The sequence below is a fragment of the Allomuricauda sp. TY007 genome (genome assembly GCF_010468565.1).
Lineage (GTDB): Bacteria > Bacteroidota > Bacteroidia > Flavobacteriales > Flavobacteriaceae > Flagellimonas.
The window spans coordinates 270,840-290,193 of record NZ_WUEG01000002.1; the positions used below are offsets into that span (position 1 = coordinate 270,840).

The 19,354-nt window shown below is 40.3% G+C and carries 22 protein-coding genes and 1 pseudogene; 12 read left to right on the top strand and 11 right to left on the bottom strand.

Annotated features, from left to right (window positions below; genetic code table 11):
- The first annotated feature begins 7 nt into the window (after nt 1-7).
- The 5 genes from GO009_RS03165 to GO009_RS03185 all read left to right on the top strand — a co-directional run bounded on the left by GO009_RS03165 (nt 8) and on the right by GO009_RS03185 (nt 4,434).
- Nucleotides 8-646 (top strand): DUF937 domain-containing protein, encoded by a 639-nt coding sequence (locus GO009_RS03165; RefSeq protein ID WP_163624765.1) that lies wholly within the window; start codon nt 8-10, stop codon nt 644-646.
- Between the two features lie 69 nt (nt 647-715).
- Nucleotides 716-1,174, top strand: coding sequence for a DUF6146 family protein (locus tag GO009_RS03170; protein ID WP_163624766.1), 459 nt, complete (start codon nt 716-718; stop codon nt 1,172-1,174).
- A 31-nt stretch (nt 1,175-1,205) separates the two neighbouring features.
- Entirely contained in the window at nt 1,206-1,721 is a 516-nt protein-coding gene (locus tag GO009_RS03175) for a DUF6787 family protein (RefSeq protein ID WP_163624767.1), read from the top strand.
- 55 nt (nt 1,722-1,776) lie between these two features.
- Nucleotides 1,777-2,115, top strand: coding sequence for a hypothetical protein (locus GO009_RS03180; RefSeq protein ID WP_163624768.1), 339 nt, complete (start codon nt 1,777-1,779; stop codon nt 2,113-2,115).
- A gap of 45 nt (nt 2,116-2,160) precedes the next feature.
- Nucleotides 2,161-4,434 carry a TonB-dependent receptor gene (locus tag GO009_RS03185; RefSeq protein ID WP_239057371.1) on the top strand — a complete coding sequence of 758 codons (2,274 nt, stop codon included), beginning with the start codon at nt 2,161-2,163 and terminating at the stop codon, nt 4,432-4,434.
- 101 nt (nt 4,435-4,535) lie between these two features.
- Here the strand turns inward: GO009_RS03185 and GO009_RS03190 are convergent, their stop codons facing one another.
- From GO009_RS03190 to msrA, 3 genes are read right to left on the bottom strand one after another with little or no spacing between them, the layout of a single operon-like run.
- Nucleotides 4,536-4,832, bottom strand: a complete 297-nt coding sequence (locus GO009_RS03190; RefSeq protein WP_163624769.1) for a hypothetical protein — start codon at nt 4,830-4,832, stop codon at nt 4,536-4,538.
- A 40-nt stretch (nt 4,833-4,872) separates the two neighbouring features.
- Entirely contained in the window at nt 4,873-5,472 is a 600-nt protein-coding gene (folE, locus tag GO009_RS03195) for a GTP cyclohydrolase I FolE (protein WP_163624770.1), read from the bottom strand.
- A complete protein-coding gene (gene msrA, locus GO009_RS03200; protein WP_203532290.1) occupies nt 5,459-5,998 on the bottom strand; it encodes a peptide-methionine (S)-S-oxide reductase MsrA in 540 nt (179 codons plus the stop codon). Before msrA ends, folE begins: the two co-directional genes overlap by 14 nt.
- A gap of 404 nt (nt 5,999-6,402) precedes the next feature.
- Here msrA and GO009_RS03205 point away from each other — a divergent pair, with 404 nt between their 5' ends.
- Complete coding sequence (locus tag GO009_RS03205) at nt 6,403-7,335, top strand: peptidylprolyl isomerase (RefSeq protein ID WP_163624772.1); 933 nt, start codon at nt 6,403-6,405, stop codon at nt 7,333-7,335.
- A 440-nt stretch (nt 7,336-7,775) separates the two neighbouring features.
- On the opposite strand, the gene GO009_RS03210 is transcribed toward GO009_RS03205, so the two are convergent.
- Together GO009_RS03210 and GO009_RS03215 are read right to left on the bottom strand one after the other, a co-directional pair.
- Nucleotides 7,776-7,970 (bottom strand): cold-shock protein, encoded by a 195-nt coding sequence (locus GO009_RS03210; RefSeq protein ID WP_014034358.1) that lies wholly within the window; start codon nt 7,968-7,970, stop codon nt 7,776-7,778.
- Nucleotides 7,971-8,053: 83 nt separating this feature from the next.
- A complete protein-coding gene (locus tag GO009_RS03215) occupies nt 8,054-8,692 on the bottom strand; it encodes a peroxiredoxin (protein WP_163624773.1) in 639 nt (212 codons plus the stop codon).
- A gap of 282 nt (nt 8,693-8,974) precedes the next feature.
- Here GO009_RS03215 and GO009_RS03220 point away from each other — a divergent pair, with 282 nt between their 5' ends.
- Nucleotides 8,975-9,643 (top strand): ABC transporter ATP-binding protein, encoded by a 669-nt coding sequence (locus tag GO009_RS03220; protein WP_163624774.1) that lies wholly within the window; start codon nt 8,975-8,977, stop codon nt 9,641-9,643.
- A 1-nt stretch (nt 9,644) separates the two neighbouring features.
- Nucleotides 9,645-10,409, top strand: a complete 765-nt coding sequence (locus tag GO009_RS03225; protein WP_163624775.1) for a TIGR02757 family protein — start codon at nt 9,645-9,647, stop codon at nt 10,407-10,409.
- A gap of 222 nt (nt 10,410-10,631) precedes the next feature.
- Here the strand turns inward: GO009_RS03225 and GO009_RS03230 are convergent, their stop codons facing one another.
- From GO009_RS03230 to nusB, 4 genes are all read right to left on the bottom strand, one after another.
- Complete coding sequence (locus GO009_RS03230; RefSeq protein ID WP_163624776.1) at nt 10,632-11,978, bottom strand: Gfo/Idh/MocA family protein; 1,347 nt, start codon at nt 11,976-11,978, stop codon at nt 10,632-10,634.
- 91 nt (nt 11,979-12,069) lie between these two features.
- Complete coding sequence (yajC, locus tag GO009_RS03235) at nt 12,070-12,360, bottom strand: preprotein translocase subunit YajC (protein ID WP_100815981.1); 291 nt, start codon at nt 12,358-12,360, stop codon at nt 12,070-12,072.
- Nucleotides 12,361-12,373: 13 nt separating this feature from the next.
- Nucleotides 12,374-12,850 (bottom strand): DUF1573 domain-containing protein, encoded by a 477-nt coding sequence (locus GO009_RS03240; RefSeq protein ID WP_163624777.1) that lies wholly within the window; start codon nt 12,848-12,850, stop codon nt 12,374-12,376.
- A gap of 38 nt (nt 12,851-12,888) precedes the next feature.
- Nucleotides 12,889-13,836: a transcription antitermination factor NusB gene (gene nusB, locus GO009_RS03245; RefSeq protein ID WP_163624778.1), complete on the bottom strand. Its 948-nt coding sequence runs from the start codon at nt 13,834-13,836 to the stop codon at nt 12,889-12,891.
- A gap of 181 nt (nt 13,837-14,017) precedes the next feature.
- Between nusB and GO009_RS03250 the strand changes: the two genes are divergently transcribed.
- The 4 genes from GO009_RS03250 (at nt 14,018) to GO009_RS03265 (ending at nt 17,437) form a co-directional block, all read left to right on the top strand.
- Nucleotides 14,018-15,772, top strand: a complete 1,755-nt coding sequence (locus GO009_RS03250; RefSeq protein ID WP_163624779.1) for an ABC transporter ATP-binding protein — start codon at nt 14,018-14,020, stop codon at nt 15,770-15,772.
- Nucleotides 15,773-15,847: 75 nt separating this feature from the next.
- Nucleotides 15,848-16,219 carry a PUR family DNA/RNA-binding protein gene (locus tag GO009_RS03255; protein WP_163624780.1) on the top strand — a complete coding sequence of 124 codons (372 nt, stop codon included), beginning with the start codon at nt 15,848-15,850 and terminating at the stop codon, nt 16,217-16,219.
- A gap of 100 nt (nt 16,220-16,319) precedes the next feature.
- Nucleotides 16,320-16,880 carry a thioredoxin family protein gene (locus GO009_RS03260; protein WP_163624781.1) on the top strand — a complete coding sequence of 187 codons (561 nt, stop codon included), beginning with the start codon at nt 16,320-16,322 and terminating at the stop codon, nt 16,878-16,880.
- A gap of 14 nt (nt 16,881-16,894) precedes the next feature.
- On the top strand, nt 16,895-17,437 hold the full coding sequence (locus GO009_RS03265; RefSeq protein WP_163624782.1) for a GNAT family N-acetyltransferase: 543 nt from the start codon (nt 16,895-16,897) through the stop codon (nt 17,435-17,437).
- A 1-nt stretch (nt 17,438) separates the two neighbouring features.
- Here GO009_RS03265 and GO009_RS03270 read toward each other — a convergent pair.
- Both GO009_RS03270 and GO009_RS03275 read right to left on the bottom strand, forming a co-directional pair.
- A pseudogene (locus tag GO009_RS03270) lies at nt 17,439-17,983 on the bottom strand (YfiT family bacillithiol transferase).
- A 188-nt stretch (nt 17,984-18,171) separates the two neighbouring features.
- Nucleotides 18,172-19,311 (bottom strand): Gfo/Idh/MocA family protein, encoded by a 1,140-nt coding sequence (locus GO009_RS03275; protein WP_163624783.1) that lies wholly within the window; start codon nt 19,309-19,311, stop codon nt 18,172-18,174.
- Nucleotides 19,312-19,354: the final 43 nt, after the last annotated feature.

A 19,354-nucleotide genomic window follows, 5' to 3' on the forward strand; every position in this document is an offset into this window, starting at 1 on the left:
TAACACAATGTCAGGATTATTAGATTTGATAAATAGCCCAATGGGCAAACAATTGGTCAGCGGTGTTGCTGGACAAACAGGGCAACCAGAGAGCAAAACAGCAGATGTTCTGAGTATGGCCATGCCTCTTTTAATGGGCGCTATGAAGAAAAATGCATCAACCCCGGGAGGGGCGCAAGGACTTATGGATGCCCTTTCCTCCAAGCATGATGGTGGAATTTTAGATGACCTCGGTGGTCTTTTTGGTGGCGGTGTGGACCAAAATGTGATGAATGACGGTGCTGGTATTCTCGGTCACGTACTTGGTTCCAAACAACCCCAAGTTGAAAATGCCCTCAGTAGTAAATCAGGAATCGATGCAGGTTCCATTTCGCAAATTTTGAAGATTGCCGCACCTATTATTTTGGGTTACTTGGGCAAACAGACCAGACAACAAAATGTGAACAGCCCTGAAGGCCTTAACGGTCTATTGGGCGGATTGATGGGTGGTGGAGAGACAGCGGCCAAACAACAATCTCTTGTTGAAACGTTTTTGGACAGTGATGGAGACGGCAGCGTTATAGACGATTTGGCAGGACTGGCCCTTGGCGGAGGTAAACAAAAGGGCGGTATTGGTGGAATGCTGGGCGGACTTTTTGGAAAGTAAAAACATAGCATAACCATATTTAACAAAGTCATTTGAATTTTCAAGTGGCTTTTTTTGTATTTTAAGGTTATGAAAAAGAAACTATTACATTCGGTAATGTTGTGTTTGGTCTTTTGTTTGGGGCTGATTTCCTGTACTTCTCAAAAATCAACTTTGGATGTTTCAAGTGAAGAAAAGGCACTATTTGATTCGGAGGATGAAGAACCCGTAGAGATTGCCGATGATGAAACCGAGTACGAAATTATCATAATAGAGCCGGGTTTTTACACTTGGTTAAATTCCATTGCTCGACCAGAGGGCTACTATTCCCAATCATTTTTGGAGAATAGAAATGCAATCATGGTTATTACTTGGAACCAAAGAGTGCTACAACCTCAAAGATGGAACCCCAACCTATACGAAATGCAAATTAACTACGACCCAAGTATCGATTATGGTTACGAAGTCAACTATAAACTCTATAACTACTTCATTTATTTTCAAAGAAAATACAATCAGCGACTAGGGCCTTTTCTCCCAAGAATTTAATGTGTTATTTTTGCAGTTCTAAATTTTTGCGATGCAGAAACTAAAACAACGTTGGGAAATCCAAAGAAATTGGCAACTTTTATTTCCGATTTTGGGTGCAATGTTGACACTATTTACCGCCTATGCTATTGTTCAGGGATTCGTAAATGCATTCGGTTTGGAGGGGCATACCTACGAGTGGCCCGTTCTGTTTGTTGCCACACCAATATTGTATTACTTTTTGGTAAAATTCTTTATTTGGTGCTTTAAAAAAGTGGAAAACAAATGGAAAGTGGACTATAAATGGGAAATGATAGCCATTTTTATTGTTTTTGCGATTACAGGCAGTCTTTCCGGTAAATTGGCCGGTCCCTTGGTCCATTGGATCGGATTGGATAGTGAAAATGTACATTCTGCAGTGTATTGGGCACTCCGGATCCTATTGATTTTTCCCATCTACCAAATTCTCCTTGTTTTTATTGGCTGGTTGTTCGGTCAGTATCAATTTTTTTGGGATTTTGAAAAAAAGATGCTTAAGCGCATGGGGTTAGGTGCTTTCTTTTCATAGTTTATAACTTTTTTAACATAAAAAGAGTAAGTGCCTTAGTTACTTTTGTGAAGTTATGTTTACCAACCTCCATAAACGTATACTCATCTTTGTTTCCATTGTAATGGTGGCGGCAATTATAGCTCCCTCCTTTATTAAATTGGGACACGCTTTATATGAGCACAACCAAGAGGAGCAATGTATTGCGTATGGCACCAATCATATTCACGATGTCAATCTGGATTGTGATTTTCATGACTTTACCCTAGTCAATAAAGTACTCTTCAATTTTTCTTTTACCTACATTCCGGTCAACATACCTGAAATAAGGTACACGACTTCCATTTACAACTTTATTTACAAGCCCAAAAAAGTTTCTTTTCGAGCTTTACGTGCTCCCCCAACAGTTTCATAGTAAGTACCGATTGATTTAAGTTTTTTAAAACATTTACTTTTTACAATGAAACAATTTTATATTTCAATGCTTTTGGCATTGACATCCATTTATACCTATTCCCAAAATACACTTTCGGGAAACGTTTCGGAAGCTGAAACTGGCGAACCCTTGGAGCAGGTTTCCGTTTATATACCCCAATTGGAAAACGGAACGGTTACTGACCAAAATGGGAACTATTCCCTTAAAAACCTTCCAGAAGGAAACTATAAGCTCGTTATCTCTTACATAGGATTTGAAACCTATTCAACTTCTGTAGAAATCAACTCTGGAAACAACCAATTTGATTATCAAATGGTACCATCTGCCATAGAAATGGATGAAGTGGTACTGTCTACTCCCTTCCATAAATTACAGCGCGAAAACGTGATGAAGGTGGAACAAAAATCCATGGAAGAACTGAAACAACAAGGTGGCATAACACTGTCTGAAGGAATTACGAATATCCCAGGGGTTTCCTCTGTCTCTACAGGTGTGGGAATTGGAAAACCCGTCATCCGTGGATTGAGTTTTAACCGTGTCCTAGTTTACACTCAAGGGGTTCGTTTGGAAAACCAGCAATATGGTGGTGAGCACGGTTTGGGTATCAACGATGCTGGGATTTCCAGTGTGGAAGTAATCAAAGGACCTGCATCCTTGCTTTATGGTTCCGATGCCTTGGGCGGTGTACTCTATTTAAATCCAGAAAAATTTGAATCATCAGGAGAAACTTCCGGCGATGTAAATATGAGATATTTTACCAACACCTTGGGCTACAATGCCAATGCAGGGTTTAAAACTTCAGGGGAAAAGCTTAAATTTTTGGTGCGTGGTGCATACGCTACCAACGCCGATTATGAAACTGGCGACGGAACAAGCGTTACCAACTCAAGATTTAACGAGGCGGATTTAAAAACCGGTCTTGCCTACCAAGCATCTAAATTTAAGACGGAACTCCGATATAATTACAATGCTTCGGAGCTTGGTATTCCCGAAGAAATTGGGATTCAGAACAACGATCGTGATCCGTTGGAGCCTTATCAAGAGCTTTCCACACATATTATAAGTTCTAAAAACAACCTTTTCTTTAAAAAATCGAGTCTAGAGGCTACTTTTGGGTATACTGTAAACAATAGAAAAGAGTTCGAGGAGCACCATCACGAGGAGCACGAAGGTGAGGAACACGAAGGCGAAGAGCATGCCGAGGATGAGCATGAAGAAGGAGAAGGAGCCGCTTTGGACATGCGTTTGAGCACCTTTAACTACAACATTCAATTTAACCCACAATGGGGTAAAATGACGACCATTTTCGGGGTTCAGGGAATGCATCAAACCAATGAAAACTTTGGTGAAGAAGTGTTGGTTCCCAATGCTACAACAAACGATTTTGGAGTTTTGGCCACTTCTCACATTCATTTTAATAAAAGTGACCTTCAAATTGGATTGCGTTACGACCTTAGATCTATCAATGGTGAAGAAAGTGGTATTGAAGGTGATGAAGAATACATTCCTGCTTTGAGCAAGGATTTCAACAGTTTCAACGCTGCTGTAGGTTACCGAATGGACTTGACCCAAAATGTAATGGGTCGTTTGAACCTGGCAACAGGCTTTAGGGCACCCAATCTTTCGGAGCTGACTTCAAATGGATTACACAGTGGGGCCAACCGCGTGGAAATTGGTAACCCAGATTTGGATAGTGAGCAAAATTTTCAGATTGATTTGGCCTTGGAGTACGGTAACAAACACCTTGAGGCCTACATTAATTCATTTTATAATATTGTAAATGATTACATTTATCTGGAGCCTACCGGAGAGTTTAGGGAACTAGACCCAATTTATGATTTTCAACAGCAAAATGCGATTTTATATGGTGGTGAGTTCGGATTCCACCTGCACCCCCACCCCATTGACTGGTTACATTTGGAAAGTAGCTACGATATTGTTTTTGGTGAATTGGAAGATAAATCCGACCTCCCCTTGATTCCAGCCAACCGTTGGACAAACACTTTTAGAGTGGAATGGAATAAAAACCAAGATTATAAATACTATGCATTTGTAACGCTGCAAACCTTTTTTGACCAAAATAAAGTAGCAGATTTTGAAACTCCTACTTCAAGATATAATCTATTTAATGTTGGTGTGGGCGGTGATATACGAATCTTCAACCAAAAAGTGGGATATTCCATCATAGGAAACAATCTTTTTGATAAGAACTACATCTCACATTTATCCAGATTAAAAGCAGATGGTATTGCCAATATTGGAAGAAATATTTCTTTCAACGTGAATATTCCGTTATGATAATATCGGCAGCCAATTATAAATTGAAATCCGTCAGTTCCAGTAATTTTCCAGTATAGCAAAGAAAATAGTATCGAGAACAAGTTCTTTCTAAATCAAGGTCAATCTTTTTTAGGTTGACCTTTTTTCTTGCTCAAAAGATAAGTATAAATCCAGGTCAAGGTAAAAGTAGGGATTACGTCCATACCGGGCACCAGCTCCTCGGCAAAAGTCACCAAACCTGCTGCCTGTCCTACCCTGCCCTTGTAAAGTCTGGTCATGAGCCATCCCGCAACGGGTGCCCAGATTACATCGGAAAACTCGCCTATTCCGGGAATCATAAAGGATAGCATGCCAATGCCATCGAACAATAATCCCAGTAATAGATTACGATACTTATTATCTTTTTCTTCTGCCATAAAGGAAAAATAGCGATTCCCGCTTAATTGAAAAAGCAGTTTACGACAAATCGGAGCTAATCAACTTTAAAAACTCGTTTCGGGTCTCAATTTTTTCAAATTGTCCTCTAAACCCCGAGGTAGTCGTCACAGAATTTTGTTTTTGCACACCGCGCATCATCATGCACATGTGGGCAGCTTCTATTACAACGGCAACGCCCTTGGGTTTCAATGTTTTGTTGATGCATTCCAGAATATCGTGCGTTAACCGTTCCTGCACCTGCAACCTGCGGGCAAACACATCGACTACGCGAGGTATTTTGCTCAAACCCACAATATGGCCATTGGGAATATAGGCAACGTGTGCTTTCCCAAAAAACGGAAGCATATGGTGCTCGCAAAGGGAATACAGTTCAATATCCTTAATAATCACCATATCGTCATAATCCTCAGCAAACATGGCTCCTTCCAGAATTTCCTCTGCATTCTGTTTGTACCCCTGTGTTAGAAAAAGCATAGCTTTGGCGGCACGTTCAGGAGTTTTTAAAAGTCCCTCACGGGTTACATCCTCCCCAATATCTCCCACAATTTTGGAAAAATGATCTTTTACCTCATTGGTAATTTCAATGTTATATTCCTCGAGGTTTTTATACGGTGCCATGCTTAAGTTTTTTTGAAAAATAGTTGTTCAGTTTTTTGATCTTGGGATCAATTATGATTTGACAATACGGTTGTTGCTTATGTTGATTATAATAATTATGATGGTCTTCTTCTGCCAAATAAAAGGGTTTTTCGGCAGATATTGCTGTTACAATTGGGGAATTGAACACTTTTTCTTTTTCCAAAAGTTTGATAAAGTCCTCCGCCAATTGCTTTTGTTCCGGAGTGGTATAGAAAATTTCGCTGCGATATTGCGTGCCCACATCATTTCCTTGACGATTCAATGTTGTGGGGTCGTGTGTGGCAAAAAAAATTTCCAATAACTCTTTATACGATATTTGTGAAGCATTAAATGTTATTCTTACCGCCTCGGCATGTCCTGTTCTTCCAGTAGCAATCTCCCTATATGCTGGATTTTTGATGGTTCCACCTGTATAACCGGAAACCACCTCCTCCACTCCATTAAGTCGCTGAAAAACAGCTTCTGTACACCAAAAACACCCTCCGGCAAATATTGCTGTTTCCAAATTTAAATTATTTTTGTTCACATATTTAAGTTCAAAGTTAAACAATATTTGATTGAGAAAATGAATTCTAGCAAATATTTATATAATCTTTGGTCGAAATTATCACAAAAGTATGTGTTTCCAATTCCAAGCAGAAATCAGGCATGAAAAATGTAGTCTTCCATCTTAAGGCGTGGTTCTCTGTCCAATTGCTTGAAAAAGCGATACATGTTCGAATCATTCTACAAAAATATTGATACAATATTGCTGGTTTTACCAATGCAATTGGACAGGTGGTAATTTATAGTAGAAAGTAAACCCTTTACACACAGTACCTGCTTTTGCCTTTAACCATAAACCCCTACCTTTGCATCCTTGGAAAAATCCGAGAATTTAGTTTTTAATAACATATTAATCAACATACAATGCAAAACGGAATCTACGCAAAATTCAATACCACCAAGGGGGAAATACTGGTAAAACTTACCCACGATAAAACACCGGGAACTGTTGGCAACTTTGTTGCTCTGGCTGAAGGAAATATGGAAAACAATGTAAAACCACAGGGCAAACCATATTATGACGGCCTAAAGTTTCATAGGGTAATCGCGGATTTTATGATCCAAGGCGGATGCCCAGCCGGAACGGGAACTGGAGACCCGGGCTATAAGTTTGATGATGAGTTCCACCCTGATTTGGTACACGATGGCCCCGGAGTGTTGTCCATGGCCAATGCTGGACCCGGCACTAATGGAAGCCAGTTTTTTATTACGCACGTAGCTACTCCTTGGTTAGATAACAAGCATACTATATTTGGTCGTGTAGAAGAAGGCCAGAATATTGTGGATTCCATTGCACAAGGCGATACTATTGAAACCTTGGAAATTATTAGGGTTGGAGATGAAGCCAAAAACTGGAATGCCGTAGAAGCCTTTAGGGTTTTTGAAGGAGCCAGGGAAAAGCGAATTGCTGAACAAAAAGCTGCCGCAGAGGCAGAAATGGAAAAATTGGCTGCTGGGTTTGACAAGACAGATAGCGGGCTGCGTTATAAAATGATTCAGAAGGGAAGTGGTGCCAAAGCTGAAAAAGGTAAAACCGTTTCCGTTCATTATGAAGGTGCATTGACCAACGGACAAATTTTTGACTCTTCCTATAAAAGAAACCAACCCATTGATTTTGTTTTGGGTATTGGACAAGTAATACCGGGATGGGACGAAGGAATTAGCCTACTGCAGGTAGGTGACAAGGCCCGTTTTGTAATTCCATCTCATTTGGCTTACGGAAGCACAGGCGCAGGAGGGGTTATTCCCCCGAACGCAACACTTATTTTTGATGTGGAACTGGTGAACATGAAATAACAAGACAGACTCACGAGAATTTATAAAAAACTCCCATTTTATGGGAGTTTTTTATTTGGCTCTGTTTACACTTAATAAAAGCAAACAAAGATTAAGAGCAAGTAATGTAATTAGAATACTGAAAAAAATGGTCATGGTTGTAACGTATTTATTACATAACATCCCAACGTTAAAAAACCCTACCTATTGTCTAAAATATTTTTTCAATTACTTTTTGGAACCGTTTACACTCCACAACAACAACAGTGCATTAACGATCAAAAGGAACGAGAGTACTCCAAAAAAAGTGTTCATTTAAATTGGATTTAATGGTTATGGGGAACAGTGTGTTTATAGCTTAGATAGTAAAAAAATAAATGGTTGCGTGAGATTAAAGAAAAATGAAAAAAAAAGCCTGGGCAATGCCCAGGCTTTGCGTCTATAAAAAAGTATGTTATAACTTAATCCGCAACTTGTACATTAACGGCGTTTAATCCTTTTTTACCTTGTTGTAGTTCGAATTCTACAACGTCACCTTCTCTAATTTCATCGATTAAACCTGAAATGTGTACGAAGTGATCTGTGTTTGAACCATCTTCAGTGATAAATCCGTAACCTTTAGAATCATTGAAGAATTTTACTGTTCCTTTACTCATAATATAAATTGAAAAAAATTAATTGAGCAACAAAGGTACGTTTAATTTATTGGGAATCAGTTTTTTTCTTAAAAATAAAATAATTATGTGGTTGGGTCAGGGGTTAAACGCAAGTATGGCCTGATTTCTTCCACACCTTTGGTGAAGATTCCTTTGGCCTCTTCGGTAGGTATAGATGGGCTTACCACAACTTTTTCTCCATTTTTCCAGTTGGCGGGAGTAGCCACTTTATGGTTGGCCGTTAATTGCAAAGAATCCACAACACGCAACAATTCGTAAAAATTACGCCCGGTAGAGGCAGGATATGTCAATGTAAGTTTGATTTTTTTATCGGGCCCTATAATAAACACAGATCGTACAGTAAGTGTATCGTCTGCATTGGGATGAATCATATCGTACAGATCCGAAACCTTTCTTTCCACATCGGCAACTATGGGGAAGTTGACCTTGGTGTTTTGGGTCTCGTTGATGTCCTTGATCCATTCCATGTGAGACGCGGCCCCATCAACACTCAATGCCATCATCTTTACGTTTCTTTTGTCGAATTCATCCTTAAACTTGGCAGCTGTGCCCAGCTCGGTGGTGCAAACAGGGGTAAAGTCAGCAGGGTGAGAAAATAGAATCCCCCAACTATCGCCAAGGTATTCATAAAAATTAAGTGTTCCTTCCGAAGTAACTGCAGTAAAATCCGGAGCAGTATCTCCCAATCGTAAAGTTGCCATATATTTTCTGATTTTAAAGTTTGAAAAAAGTACCCTACAAAATTACTAGATTATTTGTGTATTGCGCATAAAATCAGTTAAAAGTGTATTAAAAATAACTGCTATTTATTTTAGAACACCTGTTCCAAAAAAAACATCAAGGACTAACATCTTAGCATGCCAAATCTCAATACAATTTTATTGGGTGGAACCAAAAAACTTAACTTGGCAGGCGTTCATCCAGAAAATACATTCTTTGTGATACAGCAGTAATCATTATCTTCGGCCAACGAAGTTGTACTTATGATAAAGGCCACTAATATTCAAAAAAGTTATGGAGACCTCAAAGTTTTAAAAGGGGTCGATTTGGAAATAAAAAAAGGTGAAGTGGTTTCCATTGTTGGCGCCTCGGGTGCAGGAAAAACCACTTTATTACAAATTTTAGGTACCTTGGACGCCCCTACCAACAAAGGAGAGAGCACACTTCTTATCAATGACACTGATGTAAACCAACTTAACGATAAGAGCTTGGCACAGTTCCGGAACGAGCATATCGGTTTTATTTTTCAATTTCACCAATTGTTGCCCGAGTTTACGGCTTTGGAAAATGTTTGCATTCCTGCTTTCATTAAAAAAACGCCTCGGGCCGAAGCTGAAAAGCGCGCCAAGGAACTGTTGGACTTTTTAGGATTACAGGATCGTTACGACCACAAACCCAATGCTCTCTCTGGGGGTGAACAACAACGTGTTGCTGTCGCCCGTTCGTTAATGAACAATCCCTCTGTAGTCCTGGCAGATGAACCCAGCGGAAACCTAGATTCCGAAAGTGCGGACAATCTACATCAACTTTTTTTTCAATTGCGTGATGAATTTGGGCAGACCTTTGTATTGGTGACCCACAACCTAGAGTTGGCCGACATGGCAGACCGAAAACTCACCATGGTCGATGGTTTGATCGTTTCCAAAGATTGATATGACCAAAGCAGAGCTCAAAGAATTTTTGGATGCCAAGGTGTTGGAGTATAACCACCCCAAGTTTTTGGAAGATGACCCCATACAGATTCCGCACCAATTTACTGGAAAAGAAGATATTGAAATCAGTGCGTTTTTAACGGCCACCATTGCGTGGGGCAATCGCAAAAGCATTATCAACAATGCCTCTAAATTAATGGGGTTGATGGGCAACACACCTTATGATTTTGTGATAAACCATACCGACGATGATCTTGAAGAACTACGGTCTTTTGTACACCGAACCTTTAATGGGATAGACCTTGTTTACTTCGTAACCAGTTTGAAGCACATTTATAAGAACCACGGTGGTTTGGAAGCGATTTTTACAGAACATCAGACCAAAGACTCCATGCAGCCTGCCATTTCCAAGTTCAAGGAAGTGTTTTTTGAGTTGCCTCACCAAAGTAGAACCCAAAAACATGTTTCCGACCCCAATAAAGGTTCCGCTGCCAAACGTATCAATATGTTTTTACGTTGGATGGTTCGGGACAATGACACGGGAGTTGATTTTGGGCTTTGGAAAAAAATCGACCCCGGCAAGCTCTCCTGTCCGTTAGACGTACATTCGGGCAATGTGGCCCGGAAACTAAAACTGCTCAAACGCAAACAAAATGATGCCAAGGCATTAAAGGAGCTCGACAATAATCTTAGAAAATTGGATGCCACCGACCCCGTAAAGTATGACTTTGCCCTATTTGGCTTAGGTGTTTTTGAGCGGTTTTAGAAACTTCTGAACATTCACTGAATTGGTGTTTGGTTAAGGAGCTGCTTACTTTTCCAATTAGGAAGCTGTTTTTTGAAAAAGTCTCCAAGACATAAATATGGCAAATGCACTCTTAAAAATTTTTCAAGGATCAATCAAATTTATCTTTTCGATATTACTGGACCTATTGATTAAATTGAGCACCTCTTTTGGAATTTTTTCAATCCAAATACTCTCTAGAAGTTATGTCCTTGGAAACTCCCAACCGTTATGGTATTCATTTTTCAACATGGCATCAGCTTCCGAGTGGTTAAACTTGCCGTTTTCAGCATCCCAGAAAAGTCGATCTCCTGTTTTATAGGCAATATTGCCCAAGTGGCTAACCACAGCTGCATCGTATCCAATTTTTATTGGTGCCTTCAAAATTGATTTATCTCGGGTTTTTACGGCTTCCAAAAAATTCTGTGTGTGTAGCCCTAACCCTTCCCCTACTCCTTGCTGTAACGATACGGCTTCTATTTTAGGCCCTAAATCTTTGCTCCAATGAGGGCGGTCGTGCTCTGGGATCACTTCCCATCCACCACGGTCCAGCACCAAGGTACCATTGTTGCCAATAAAGGCGATACCGTGGTTTCGTCCGTAATTGCCACCATCAATACCAGTGGCGTGTTCCCATAACAGGGAAAAGTCGCCAAAATCGTATACGGTCTGCAAGGTATCGGGTGTTTCTGCGGCATCATTGGGATAAGCAAATTTGCCCCCCATCGCCATTACGGATTTTGGTGTGGAGGCTTTCATGCCGTAAAGCGCATAATCGATCAAGTGAACGCCCCAATCCGTCATTAATCCACCAGCATAGTCCCAGAACCATCTAAAATTAAAATGGAACCTATTTTTATTGAATGGCCTTTTTTCCGCAGGGCCCAACCACATATCGTAATCCACTCCCTCCGGTACGGGACTATTTGGCACTACAGGTATGGATTGCATCCACCCTTGGTAGGCCCAAGTTTTTACCAAGCGAATCTGCCCCAATTTACCGGAATGTACGTAATTGATCGCATCTACAAAATGGGGCTCGCTACGCTGCCACTGGCCTATTTGCACCATTCTATCACTTGCATTTACTTTGGCAAGCATGGCATCGCTCTCTGCTACAGAATTGGCAATGGGCTTCTCGCAATACACATCTTTGCCTGCATCAATGGCATCTGTAAGTTGTAGGCAATGCCAATGGTCCGGAGTTCCGATAATGGCAATGTGAATATCTTTGTCCTCTAGCAGTTTTCGGTAATCGGAATACCATTTGGGTTTTTTGATACCTCCTTTTTCCAGCTCGGCCGTTTTTTCACGAAGAACATTTTCATCTACATCACAGAGAGCAACAACTTCCACTTCGCTGTTCTGGAGAATGGAACTTAAATCGGAAAAGCCCATACCCTTACAACCAATAAGACCAACCTGTACTTTATCGTTAGGACTTATGTTTTTCCGAATTGATGCCAATAACTCGGTAGGAAATACCATTGATGCTCCCAAACCTGCCACATACATTCCACCACGTTTTACAAATTGTCTTCTTGTTCCCATATTCTTTAAAAATTTGGAAAAAGATACAAAAAAACGTCCCTTGAAAACTAAACTTCAAGGGACGTTTTGAATTTAATGTATATACTTTCGCTTACTTCTTTTCGGCGGGAGCGTTCAATTTTTTACTCATTTCCATGGAAATGGCTGAGCGGTCGAACTTTAAACGGCCTGCCATGGTTTCGATGACACAGGAAAAATCCTTGTCGTTCAATTCCACGATTTTGCCGTGCAGCCCACTTTTGGTAATTATTTTATCACCTTTTTTTAATTCTGAAGCGAATTTTTTCTCATCCTTCTGACGTTTCATCTGCGGGCGAATCATAAAAAAATACGCCACGGCAAAAATCAATATCAGCGGTAAAAACTGTCCTATATTTTCCATTTAGGTCTTTTAATTATTTAACAGGACCAGCTGGTGTAGCTCCTGGTGCTTGAACAAATGCCTTGATTCTCAATATTTCTGAACCTTTGGCTGTATTTGCGTTTACGGTAATTGTTTTGGTGACCTGATTTTGGCCAGATCCGTTGAACTTAACCAACAACTCTCCTGTTTCCCCTGGTGCAATAGGGTCTTTTGGAGGGTTTGGCACGGTACAACCACAGCTACTTTTAGCATTTGTAATGATCAAAGGAGCATTACCTGTATTGGTAAATGTAAAAGTTGTTTCCTGCGGAGTTCCCCTTTGGATTGTACCGAAATCGTGTTCAGTCTTCTCAAAGGTCATTACGGGAACATTCTTAGCTGCTTTATCTCTATCCACAGCACTCTCAACGTTGTCAGCAACTATTTTTTTTGATGCCTTGTCCTTGCATGATACACCCATTATGGCGACTACCATGACCAAACTTAAAATTGTTGTTATTCTTTTCATGATTAAAATTTGTTTTCCCAAAATTAAGGAATAATTGTTTATTGCAAGCCTCTACCTATTTTTTGAAGCCTGCCATCCAGTTTATACTCTTTTACCAACTTGTCCAAAACACCATTAATAAAAATGCTGCTCTTTGGTGTGGAGTATTCTTTGGCAATCTCCAAATACTCGTTCAAGGTCACTTTTTCTGGTATGGAAGGGAAGTTGAGCAGTTCGCAAATGGCCATTTTTAAAATAATGGAATCTATCTCCGCGATACGGTCGTTGTCCCAATTGGGTGTCTTACCTTCGATTTCCTTTTCCCATTTGGCATCGTTGAGCAATGTCTTGGTCAACAGTTCGTTGGCAAAATCCATATCCTGTTGGTCTTTTAGTAAAGCTGGTAAAAAGAAACGGTCACCGGAATCCGGTTTGGCCTTTTTTAAGCGCTTTACCAAAAATGTGTTCACAATGGGGAAATCATCCACCCAAGTTAACTTATCATCCTCAAAGTAATCGTAAATTTTTTCGTTGGGCGCTATAATTTCCTTGAACAGTTGAATAACAACATTTCGGTCGTCCGCATAGCTATCTTCGCCATTGGACATATACTCCCTATAAATATCACTGGTAACAATTTCTTTATGAATGATTTTCACATACTCATCATTCATGTACCAATTGTCCAGTTTGCGTTTGGATAGCTCGTTTTTCAATACTTCGTTGTTCACCAATTGTAAAAGCAATCGGTTTTTTACAAACTTTTCAGGATTGGGGTAATTGTCTTCTTCGGTGGCCACATATTTTTTGGAAGCATGGCTCGTATGTTTTTCGGCCAAACGATGGAGTTCGGCCAATAGGCTTAAAATCAAAAGGTATAGAACGTACATGTTTTCTATACTAACTCTCAAAAACTTTTCTTGTTTTTGCAAGGAATCGTCCTTGGATTGCACCAATGCATAAATGCATTGCATTACTTTTACTCTAATGTGCCTTCGGGTAAGCATGTTTAAAGAACTTTTAAAGTCATTGTTTGGCTTTCACTCCGCAAAAGTAATCTTATATTTGAATCTTACCTACCAAAGTTACTTTCTTATCAGTTTTATAACGTTTACTTTGTTTGGTATGGTATATATTTGCGGGATTGTCGCTGTACATTTACCCTAAAAATCACTTTTTTACCTTTTTATGAAGGAACTGAAACACCTAAATAAATATTTTAAAAAATATTGGCTCAAACTTTTTTTGGGGATTCTCATTACCATAATTGCCCGTGTTTTTTCCTTGGTAATGCCCTCTTATGTGAACAAATCCATACAGGCAGTCGAAGATTTTGCATCGGATGTGATTAGCCTTTCGGATGCCAAGGGATTATTGCTACAGTACATTCTCATTATTGTTGGAGCTGCCATTCTTTCGGGCCTTTTCACTTTTTTGATGCGCCAAACGATCATTAATGTATCCCGCTACATTGAGTATGATTTGAAAAACGAGGTTTTTGACCATTATCAGTTACTTAGTCTCAATTTTTACAAAAAAAACAGGATTGGTGACTTAATGAACCGAATCAGTGAAGACATCAACCAAGTGCGGATGTATGGCGGCCCTGCCATTATGTATGGTATACAAACCTTAACCCTTTTTGTGTGCTTGGTCCCCCTAATGTTTATAAAGGCCCCTACCCTGGCGGCCTATACCTTGCTTCCGTTACCTATTTTATCTGTTCTGATTTACCAGATCAGTAAAATTATCCACAAAAGAAGCACCAAGGTCCAAGAATATTTGTCCACACTGTCCACTTTTACACAAGAATCCTTTTCGGGGATTTCAGTAATAAAGGCATACAGCATTGAGCCCCGAATAAATACGGAGCTTCGCGGATTGGCGCAAGAGGGAAAAGATACCAGCATGGCCTTGGCCAAAGTGAACGCTTGGTTCTTTCCTTTAATGATTTTATTGATAGGTATCAGCAATGTGTTTGTGATTTACATAGGTGGACGGCAATATATAAATGGGGAAATTGAGACCATTGGGATCATTGCCGAGTTTATTCTTTACGTAAATATGCTTACATGGCCCGTTGCCGTTGTGGGGTGGCTTACATCCATAGTACAAAGGGCTGAGGCTTCGCAAAAAAGAATAAACGAATTTTTAAAGGAAGAGCCGTCCATTAAAAACCAAGTAAAAACACCTACCCCGATCAAAGGTGGTATTGAGTTCAGAAATGTAACCTTTACTTACGAAGACACCAACATAACTGCTCTCAAAGATGTTTCATTTACAGTCGAAGCTGGTCAAACGGTGGCTATTTTAGGAAAAACAGGTGCAGGGAAATCAACGATATTGGATTTGGTGGCCCGCTTGTACGACACTTCTTCTGGAGAAGTATTGATTGATGGCATTCCTGTTCAACAACTAAACCTCGATAGCCTACGCAGCTCCATTGGCGCTGTACCGCAAGATGCTTTCTTGTTCTCGGATACCATTGAGAACAATATTCGTTTTGGAAATGAAAATGCTACGCACGACGATATTGTGGAAGTCGCCAAAAAAGCAGTAGTGCATAAAAATATTGAAGGATTTGCGAAAAAATACCAAACTATTTTGGGAGAACGTGGCATCACATTGAGCGGTGGTCAAAAACAACGGATTTCCATTGCCCGTGCCCTTTTAAAAGATCCTAAAATCTATCTTTTTGATGATTGCCTATCCGCCGTGGACACTGAGACCGAGGAAGAGATTCTTAATAATTTAAAAAGAGTATCGGAAAGTAAAACCACACTTATTGTAAGTCACAGAGTATCATCTGCCAAGAATGCCGATAAAATCATTGTGTTGGACAATGGTAGCATCATTCAAGAGGGTACCCACGAGGAATTGAACAATACCGAAGGGTATTACAAAGACCTCTACATCAACCAACTCTCAGGTAAAGATTCATAAAAAAGTTGCTGAATTAGCTTTTTTTTTACATTTTTGATGACATAATTCAACATAGTACTAAATACACTATACCATATGGGCCAGAAAGATACAATGGATCAGGAAGAGATTTATTCGAAAGTCTTAAGAGCAGGAAGAAGAACCTATTTTTTTGACGTAAGAAGTACCAAGGCCGGAGATTACTACCTTACCATCACCGAAAGTAAAAAGTTTACCCACGATGATGGTTCTTTCCACTACAAAAAGCACAAAATTTATCTGTACAAAGAAGATTTTAGTGCTTTCCGTGAGATTATGGAAGAGATGATGGACTACATTATTGACGAAAAAGGTACCGAGGTTATCTCCGAACGCCATCAAAAAGATTTTAAAAAGGAAGAAAACAGTTTTAGTGAAAACGGGGCTGCATCCGGCAACTTTACCGATGTAAGTTTCGACGACATCTAAAAACATCTCCTTTAAAAAAATTAAACGACCTGTATTTTTTGCAGGTCGTTTTTTTATTTTTACCATATACGACATTGTACAATCCTAAAATTTAAGAACAATGGCTAGGACTCCCAGTAACATGCTCCCTTTGGGCACCAAGGCTTCCAACTTTGAACTGTTGGACACCGTTTCCGATAAAAAACGATCTTTGGACGAGCTGAAAGGAGAAAAAGGGACCGTGGTAATGTTTATTTGCAACCACTGCCCTTTTGTGGTTCATGTAAACCCGATGATCGTAAAGTTGGCTAAAGAATATCAGGAAAAAGGAATTGCCTTTGTGGCCATTTCCAGCAACGATGTGGAAAACTATCCACAAGATGCCCCGCATTTAATGACCGAGAAAGCCAAAAAGGAAGGCTATACGTTTCCCTATTTATATGACGAAACTCAAGAAACAGCAAAGGCATACGATGCAGCCTGTACTCCCGATTTCTATCTCTTTGATGCGAATTTGTCCTTGGTCTACCGTGGCCAATTGGACGACTCCAGGCCGGGCAACGGAATTCCACTTACAGGAACGGACCTTAAAAATGCAATGGATGCCGTCCTGGATGGTAAAGCTGTAAATTCCGAGCAAAAGCCAAGTCTGGGCTGCAATATTAAATGGATCAACACCTAGCACTATAATAAAGAATGACTCTTACTGTTCAAAAAAACAGGGTAAGCTTGGAACCCGTTATCCAAGACAACTTAAATGAATATTTGGCTGTTGGCGTAAAATCGTACTGCGAACATTACCTACATCTTTGGGAAAACGAAGATCCAACCCCCTATATTTCGTATGGACTGACCAAAGAAGTTGTTGAGCGCGAACTTCAGGATCCCAATGCGGTCAACTATCTAATTCAACAAAACAATAAAAACGTTGGTATCCTTAAATTGGTGAAAAATTGTGGCATCGATGAAATTGCAGATACAGATGCGCTTAAAGCTGAGAAAATTTATTTACTGAAAGAATACTCCGGTAAAGGAATAGGCAAACAAGTGCTTCAATTTATTGAAGATACGGCGAGAGACTTGAACAAGAAAATCGTTTGGTTAGATGCCATGCAAAAAGGAAACCCGATTCATTTCTATCAAAAAAACGGATTTACCATCAAACGGGAGAGCGAGGTGCTTTTACCCCGTGTTAAACCTACCGAGAAGGCCATGTGGATCTTAACCAAAAACCTTTAGGTTACCACCCTTCGCGCTTTACCAAGTTTTCAATATGTGCAAAATGATGATTGCTGTGCCAAGCGTAGCGAGCTATGTTTTCTTCCAAAGTGGTCTCTTGGTTTCCATCGGGGTGTATAAAGCTTCTTTTTAAATCTCCTTCGGAAAGCCCTTTCAGCAAATAAACCAACTTAGCGTGTATGCGCTCAAATGGTAAAGTGACATTAATATGGGTGCGGTACGGGTATCGAACAATTCGGCCCAAGCCTTTTCATCGTAAGCTTTAATTGTAGGAGTATCTTCCGTAAGTGCCCACTTAAAGCGAATATAACTATTGTGATGGCTATCGGAAATATGATGGACCACTTGGCGAACAGTCCACCCCCCTGGTCGATAAGGGGTTTCGAGCTGTTCCTCGGACAATGGAGTAACCAAATCGCTCAAACGTTGGGGCAACTGTTCCAAAACGGAAATCCATTCCTCCAAATTATTTTTTGTGATGATATCAGGAACCTCAAATTTTCCAATGGGGTAACGTAGTTGTTCCAAAGTTTCTTTTTTATTCATTTTAATTGAAGTTAGCGAATTCCATTGTTTTTTTCAGAGAAACGGTTTAGACTTTTTCGGATTGAAAGATAGAGCTATGGATATTCGTCTCACGAAACCTAAACATTAGGACTCAAGTATAAAGCCAATATAGAAAGTAACGGGCAAATACCAATTTAAAATACCTCCTATTCTTCAATCGACTTAACTCACCCACCAAACCCAAAATCAGGTTCAAAATCCAAGGAAATCGTTTCTCCCCCATTCGCAATGGATTTGTATATGGCTTCCACGATCATCATATCACGTTTGCCCATTTCACCGGGCGCTTTGTTGGGCTCGTCGAACAATACGTGTCGGGCAAAATCGTCCATTTGCAATTTCTGCTGGCTCTCGTGCGGAAATTTAATGACATCGCCATTAGAGGTTACCCCGCTCAACGGACCATAATTATTGGCAGGCTGTAACCGAAACCATCCCGAAGTCCCGGAAACATACATCGCATTCGCATTAAAATTGTGCGAAGTGGAAATGTTGCCCACTGCCCCACTCGGGAATTCAAATTGTGCCGTAATGGTCTCGTCAGTGTTTTTAAAATACTCAGGTCTGGTGCTAAATTCCTGTGCAGCCACCGAAATTGGATTTTCACCCGTACCATAAATAGCACTTTGCACGGCATACACGCCCATATTCATTAAAGCGCCCCCTCCCGAAAGTTTTTTGTCCAAACGCCATTGGTCTGGATTGCCCGTGGATCGGTAGGCGGCATCTGCGGAAACAAACAAGACATCGCCAAAGGTTTTTTCCCTGACAAATTCCTTTACCTGCTGCGTATAGGGCTCGGAATGTAAGCGATAACCCATGCCCAGTTTTACGCCAGCTTCATTACATGCATTTATGATGGCATCACACTCCGCTACACTAATGCCCATAGGTTTTTCGCAGATGACATGCTTGCCAGCTTGTGCCGCACGAATACTAAATTCGGCATGCATACTGTTGGGAAGCACCACATACACTACATCAATATCCTTGTTGTTGGCTATATCATCAAAATTTTGGTAGTTGTAAATGTTTTTTTCAGGAATACCATATTTATCTTCCCAAACCTTTTCCTTCTCGGGAGTTCCGGTAACAATTCCTGCCAAATAACAATGTTGGGTATCCTGCAAAGCAGGCGCCAATTGGTAAGTACTGTAACTCCCCAGTCCTACCAAGGCAATTCCCACCTTCTTTTTGTCCTGATTGGCGCCCATGGCACAGGCAAACGGCGCTGACGATAACAACGCGGCACCTCCTATGCTTTTTGCGGTTAGGCTATTAAAATTTCTTCGGGTGAGACTCTTCATGAAAACTAGAATTAGTGGATCCACTTAAAAATAAGAATAATAG

Bases quoted from the DNA above. Each gene is read 5' to 3' on its own strand.
- GO009_RS03165 (WP_163624765.1), top strand. From the start codon at position 8: ATGTCAGGATTATTAGATTTGATAAATAGCCCAATGGGCAAACAATTG.
- GO009_RS03170 (WP_163624766.1), top strand. From the start codon at position 716: ATGAAAAAGAAACTATTACATTCGGTAATGTTGTGTTTGGTCTTTTGT.
- GO009_RS03175 (WP_163624767.1), top strand. From the start codon at position 1,206: ATGCAGAAACTAAAACAACGTTGGGAAATCCAAAGAAATTGGCAACTT.
- GO009_RS03180 (WP_163624768.1), top strand. From the start codon at position 1,777: ATGTTTACCAACCTCCATAAACGTATACTCATCTTTGTTTCCATTGTA.
- GO009_RS03185 (WP_239057371.1), top strand. From the start codon at position 2,161: ATGAAACAATTTTATATTTCAATGCTTTTGGCATTGACATCCATTTAT.
- GO009_RS03190 (WP_163624769.1), bottom strand. From the start codon at position 4,832: ATGGCAGAAGAAAAAGATAATAAGTATCGTAATCTATTACTGGGATTA.
- folE (WP_163624770.1), bottom strand. From the start codon at position 5,472: ATGGCACCGTATAAAAACCTCGAGGAATATAACATTGAAATTACCAAT.
- GO009_RS03205 (WP_163624772.1), top strand. From the start codon at position 6,403: ATGCAAAACGGAATCTACGCAAAATTCAATACCACCAAGGGGGAAATA.
- GO009_RS03210 (WP_014034358.1), bottom strand. From the start codon at position 7,970: ATGAGTAAAGGAACAGTAAAATTCTTCAATGATTCTAAAGGTTACGGA.
- GO009_RS03215 (WP_163624773.1), bottom strand. From the start codon at position 8,692: ATGGCAACTTTACGATTGGGAGATACTGCTCCGGATTTTACTGCAGTT.
- GO009_RS03220 (WP_163624774.1), top strand. From the start codon at position 8,975: ATGATAAAGGCCACTAATATTCAAAAAAGTTATGGAGACCTCAAAGTT.
- GO009_RS03225 (WP_163624775.1), top strand. From the start codon at position 9,645: ATGACCAAAGCAGAGCTCAAAGAATTTTTGGATGCCAAGGTGTTGGAG.
- GO009_RS03230 (WP_163624776.1), bottom strand. From the start codon at position 11,978: ATGGGAACAAGAAGACAATTTGTAAAACGTGGTGGAATGTATGTGGCA.
- yajC (WP_100815981.1), bottom strand. From the start codon at position 12,360: ATGGAAAATATAGGACAGTTTTTACCGCTGATATTGATTTTTGCCGTG.
- GO009_RS03240 (WP_163624777.1), bottom strand. From the start codon at position 12,850: ATGAAAAGAATAACAACAATTTTAAGTTTGGTCATGGTAGTCGCCATA.
- nusB (WP_163624778.1), bottom strand. From the start codon at position 13,836: ATGCTTACCCGAAGGCACATTAGAGTAAAAGTAATGCAATGCATTTAT.
- GO009_RS03250 (WP_163624779.1), top strand. From the start codon at position 14,018: ATGAAGGAACTGAAACACCTAAATAAATATTTTAAAAAATATTGGCTC.
- GO009_RS03255 (WP_163624780.1), top strand. From the start codon at position 15,848: ATGGGCCAGAAAGATACAATGGATCAGGAAGAGATTTATTCGAAAGTC.
- GO009_RS03260 (WP_163624781.1), top strand. From the start codon at position 16,320: ATGGCTAGGACTCCCAGTAACATGCTCCCTTTGGGCACCAAGGCTTCC.
- GO009_RS03265 (WP_163624782.1), top strand. From the start codon at position 16,895: ATGACTCTTACTGTTCAAAAAAACAGGGTAAGCTTGGAACCCGTTATC.
- GO009_RS03275 (WP_163624783.1), bottom strand. From the start codon at position 19,311: ATGAAGAGTCTCACCCGAAGAAATTTTAATAGCCTAACCGCAAAAAGC.